Consider the following 3,158-nt stretch of genomic DNA (forward strand, 5'->3'; position numbering starts at 1 on the left):
CAGTAACAAATACTTTATTGCCATTTTTATCATCGTATGTTCTGGTTTGAATACGTCCTTGAACTTGTACAGCATCCCCTTTATGGAAGTAATTAGATAAAAATTCGGCTGATTGACGCCATGCAACCACATTAATAAAATCTGCTTGTTGTTCAGCATCTTTCTTACGTGGTCTATCACAAGCTACTGTAAAAGTAGCAACCGCAATCCCGCTTTGTGTCTTTCTAAGTTCTGGATCTCTGGTTAATCGTCCTTCTAAAATAGTTAAGTTAAGCATTATTTTTCTTCCTCATCTTTCTTAATTACATAGTTATATAAAGCACGTTCGCTAGTCATTTTGTTTAGTAGTTCATCTACTCTTAGTTTTAATTTCACAACGCCAGTTAAAGGAGTTGCCGAAGATATTCCAAGTACACTAAGCAAATCGACAGTATTTTGCATTGCTTGGGCTGCATGATGCAGATCGCAATTAATCAAACTTTTCATCAGCATTTGATCGTTTAACTCAATATATTTATAAATTTCTAGATATTCTTTATCTGTCATCGTCTTTATTTACCTCAATTGCTTTTAAATATTTGTGCCAATGCTGATAGTATTTATGGATTTCTTTTTCATAATCTATTGGTGTCAACTTGTCATCGCTATCCACGTGATACCAAGCTCCTTTAGTGTATTTGAGACTTTTCATCATGTTTGGTTAAAATATAGGCTAGACTTCCACAAAATATAACAAGGCTAACCAATAATCTCATGAAACTTGATACCACAGTTGCACAAATGATAACGCCTATTGCTATTGAAACTATAATGATAAAAAAGATGTTCCCAAAATAATTTAAAAAACTGTTCCAATCAAACTTTTTCATAACACAAACACCACCCAATAAACCACAGTCATAATTATCACTATCATTCCTAGAGCAATAAGCATCGCTATAAAGTCAGGTTCTTTTCTCATCTTTATATCCTCAAAAGCTAATGTTGGTTGAATCTTCGATAATTGGAGTAATTTTGATATCCATATTTACCTTATAGGCAACATTCTTAGTTGATGACTTATTTGTCATACGTGCTAGCACTACTCCACCATCTTCCGTCATTTTGCGATACAGTAAATAATCTGGACTTTCTTTGTATACACTCGCTATTGCACGCTTTCCAATTTCAATTTTTGACCAAGCATCAATAGGTGGTTGTTTTTTCATCTTTTTTACCTTGGCAATCTGCTCGTTAAGTCGATTGCCGTAAGAAATATCTATTCTGTTTTCTTCCATTCATTTGCTCCTTTTTATATTTACATAATTAAATTTATGTAAAAAATATTACTAGATTTATATCTCAATTTGAGCACTTAGCCCCTTATTTAGAAGTTATTTAGATTTCCAATATGCATGTGTATCATCGTAGTAAATGTTATATAAAACTCGCGCTACTTTGGTTAGCTCGGATTTACCTGTGTTAGTAAGTCCTTCACTAGTGCTAATTAATTCGTTAAGGAATCCGATTGCATCATCAAGAGTATCTTTTTCATTTTCGAGCTTTAGGAATTTCTGCTTCTCATCATTGGCTTTAGCTTTGCTATTTGCTCTTTTATCTCCAAAATCTAATGGTGATCGCCCACAATAAGGACAATAGAAATATCTATCTTTATCTTTTTCAGTTGCTAGTACAAATTCATTACCGCACCAGTGACACTTAGCAAATGGATAGCCTTGTAAATATAAAACATTAACACCAAAATAATCTGCTAAGGCTTTCCAAGTTTCTTCTTTTGGGTTTCTTTTTCCACTTTCATAGGCACTAACTGCTTGATTACTAGCGTTTATAATTTCACCTAGTTTTCTTTGGCTTAGCTGTCTTTCTTGTCTTAACTGCTTAATTCGGTTCATTATTCATCCCTCTTTTCTAAGTCTTCTTTTCTTAGTTGAAGAGCTAAATCTGGTGTGAACTCAGTAATACCTCTTGCCTTACATTTCTTATACCAATTCTGTGCATCGTAATACCATTTTCTCTTACCACCATTTTCAAGCGCTCCTCTTAATTCTTTGGCTTTCAAATAGAATGGAAACTTAATCTTTAACATTTTATTTTTGCCATATAGAACAACACCTTCACGTGTTGGAAAATCATGTTCAATGATCTTCAACGACTGGGTTAATTCAGTTTTATTATGTGCATAAGCTATAAAGTTGTTCTCATCTATTTCAATAGTCATCTCTTGAAAAGCATGACTTCCCCAGTGTGGGTTAAAGGTATCAGTGTGATTAAGCACAATTCCATTTTCATCGTTACTGATGATTGCTAATGGATATGCATGCTTGTGATGATATTTGATAATGTGCACGTCTTTTTCAGGATCAATGATTTCAAAAAGTAAGGTACTGTCCCTATTCATTTTGTCAGAATAGTAATTCTGAATTTTCTTGTAGTAGCCCGTATCTTTTAGAACTTGTTCAGCTAGTGGGCTATAAGTATCAGATCCACCTTTTGAATAAACTCTAATTTTATTCTTGTCATTGTCATAAAAGACAACCCCAAGAAATCCGTCATGCTTCTTCATAATCCAAACAGGATATTCTAGTGAATCTAGGGATGTATCCACGTTATCGTTAACGTCTTGATCCACTACAAAGAACTTATTAAAACCTCGACCTACAATTTCATTATCACGAGTAAATAGTCCTCTTGCTTTTGTATTTAAACGATTCCATTCATTCGTAAAAAATACATGTTTATCGAAATTGTTTGCCACAATGTTATCATCAACTTCACGACGTTTAATGTGTGGCTCCATTTCTAACTGTTCATCAAAGGTTGGAACATCAATTCGATCAATTTCATGAGGAGTAATACCTTCTTTGGTAACTGTAATCCATCTAAATTTACCATCTGCGGTTAAGTTGTAACTGTTAGAACGAACAAATTCATTAAAACTGTTACGATGACCATGAACATTGATGTCATTTTGAGAAATATACGGATATTCTTCCCAAACCTTATCAATATTTCTGCTATATGGAGCATTACGGTAATCTCGGTTATCCTTATTACCTAATCCATAGATAAACGTTTCACGAGGTTCTATACTAGCCCAAGCACCCTCACGTTGTGCAATGATAGGCTCAAATCCAGCATGAGAAACATAAAAGGTTTTA

The 3,158-nt window shown here is 33.8% G+C and carries 6 protein-coding genes; all 6 read right to left on the reverse strand.

The window, feature by feature from the left end; all coding sequences use genetic code 11:
- Nucleotides 1-277: single-stranded DNA-binding protein (locus K8V80_RS11975; RefSeq protein ID WP_276778305.1), on the reverse strand; the 277-nt coding region annotated here is incomplete at its 3' end.
- On the reverse strand, nt 277-546 hold the full coding sequence (locus K8V80_RS11980) for a hypothetical protein (RefSeq protein WP_276778307.1): 270 nt from the start codon (nt 544-546) through the stop codon (nt 277-279). The genes K8V80_RS11975 and K8V80_RS11980, both read right to left, overlap by 1 nt.
- Nucleotides 536-694: a hypothetical protein gene (locus K8V80_RS11985; RefSeq protein ID WP_276778309.1), complete on the reverse strand. Its 159-nt coding sequence runs from the start codon at nt 692-694 to the stop codon at nt 536-538. Before K8V80_RS11985 ends, K8V80_RS11980 begins: the two co-directional genes overlap by 11 nt.
- Before the next feature lie 277 nt (nt 695-971).
- Nucleotides 972-1,277, reverse strand: coding sequence for a hypothetical protein (locus K8V80_RS11990; protein WP_249565211.1), 306 nt, complete (start codon nt 1,275-1,277; stop codon nt 972-974).
- Between the two features lie 96 nt (nt 1,278-1,373).
- Entirely contained in the window at nt 1,374-1,892 is a 519-nt protein-coding gene (locus K8V80_RS11995) for a helix-turn-helix domain-containing protein (RefSeq protein ID WP_276778311.1), read from the reverse strand.
- Nucleotides 1,892-3,158, reverse strand: a 1,267-nt coding sequence (locus K8V80_RS12000; RefSeq protein WP_276778312.1) for a T4 RnlA family RNA ligase, incomplete at its 5' end; no start/stop codon positions are given. The genes K8V80_RS11995 and K8V80_RS12000, both read right to left, overlap by 1 nt.

Origin of the sequence: Bacteroides coprosuis (assembly GCF_020741705.1) — a bacterium.
Taxonomy (GTDB): Bacteria; Bacteroidota; Bacteroidia; order Bacteroidales; family Bacteroidaceae; genus Bacteroides_E; species Bacteroides_E coprosuis.